The 1730-nt window shown below is 65.3% G+C and carries 1 protein-coding gene; it reads left to right on the top strand.

Annotated elements, in window-relative coordinates:
* Positions 1 to 123: 123 nt before the first annotated feature.
* The coding region (locus DKT69_RS07480; protein ID WP_201749530.1) for a hypothetical protein at positions 124 to 1730 on the top strand (1607 nt) is incomplete at its 3' end.

The raw sequence follows: 1730 nt of genomic DNA, 5'->3' as shown, positions 1-1730 counted from the left end.
GCACCAGTGAGGCTCCGCCTCGGACCGCCGAGGTGGGTGGTTGGGCTGGTCGGGCCGCTGGTGGTGGGTTCATCCTGGCAACCGTAGGTGCGGTTGCGGAGGATGGTCATGGCCTCGCGTGTGGTGAGAACGAAAACGGTGACGGTCAACGACGTGCTCGACGGGCAGAAACTGTTGGAGATCGACTGCGTGGACCGCGCCTATCTCACCTTGTCCGTGCCGAACCTGATCGTCGGCGGTCAGGTGACCAGCTTCCTCACCCAGCATGAAGGCAAGCCAGTCCCGTCACCCGCACTGCTGGAACGCCGCGGGCAAGCCTTCCGCGCAGCGGTGATGTCCTTCGCCGACGCCAACGACATCCCGGTCATCAACTTCACGGGCAAGAGGGAGAAGAGTCGGCCGGGTGTGCTGGCGGACAGTCCGTGGCCGGAACGCAAGATCGACCAGGTGATGCCGCTGATGCGTAAAGCCGCCGCTACCGGCCGGTCCCAGGTCGTCGCCATCGGCGTGGCGCAGGAGTACCAGCGGGTCTTCACCGGGTCAAAGTCCGAAACCGGCACCGGGGCGGTGTGGTTCACCTACAACCGGGTCGAACGCCGAGTTACCTGCTACTACTTCTACCTCTGGGACGCCGATGTCGGACCGGCGTTCATCAAGATCTGCGCCTACTTTCCCTACCCGGGCAAGATCTGGTTCAACGGGCACGAGTGGGCCAAACGTCAAGCTGTGAAGGCCGGGATCGGCTTCACCGAACTGTCCAACGGCTTCGCCTCCAGCGAGGATCCCCAGGCCCTGCAGGACATCTGCGACCGGCTCGGACCCGGCACCGTCACCGTGTTCACCGAACGCTGGTGGGCCCGCCTGCCGCTACCGTTCACCGCAGCCGATCGGGCCGCCGGCTACTGGTGGGACATCTCCATGCGGCAGATCGAGGTCGCCAAGACCATCGTGTTCACCGCACCCCGCCACGCCCGTGCCTTCTTCGAAGCCCTCGCCGCCGACAACCTCGACATCGGCCGCCCCGACAACATGGAGATCATCTTCAACCGGCAGATCCGCTCCACCACCAAAGGCGTGTTCCGCACCGCCATCGACCGCGACAACGACGGCATCGTGGTCAACGCCTTCTACCGACACAGCCGGATCAAGTACTACCTGAAAGACCGGCGAGCCCTACGCATCGAAACCGTCATCAACGACACCTACGACATCGGCGTGCTGCGCCGCCTGGAACACCTCAACGAGGTCATCGTCAAAGCCCGTGACGCCAACCGCCGGCTGCTGGACACTATCCGTGCCGGTCAGAGCTGCGTCCTTGCGAGCCCAGTCATCGAACGGGTCGCGCAGCCCACCCTCACCGAGGATGGCAGGAGGGCCCCAGCCCTACGGTTCGGCGACCCTCGGGTCATGGCCCTGACCGGCGCCCTCACCCTCACCCTGTTCGCCGTCGCCGGCGTCACCAACAAGAGCCTTCGCGCCTTGACCGCCCGGCTGCTCGGCACCACCTACACCACCAGCCAGATGACCTACGACCTGCGACGCCTGCGGTTCAACGGCCTGATCCGACGCATCGAACACACCCACACCTACGCCCTGACCCCCGACGGGCAACGCCTGGCGATCTTCTACACCAAACTCAACAACCGCCTCCTGCGACCACTCCTCGCCGCCGATCAGCCCCAAGCGCCACCCGACCTGCGTCAAGCCCTCGCCGCCATCGACCACCACGT

Source organism: Micromonospora sicca, from assembly GCF_003172935.1.
Classification (GTDB): domain Bacteria; phylum Actinomycetota; class Actinomycetes; order Mycobacteriales; family Micromonosporaceae; genus Micromonospora; species Micromonospora sicca.
This window is presented reverse-complemented; position numbering and strand designations above follow the sequence as displayed.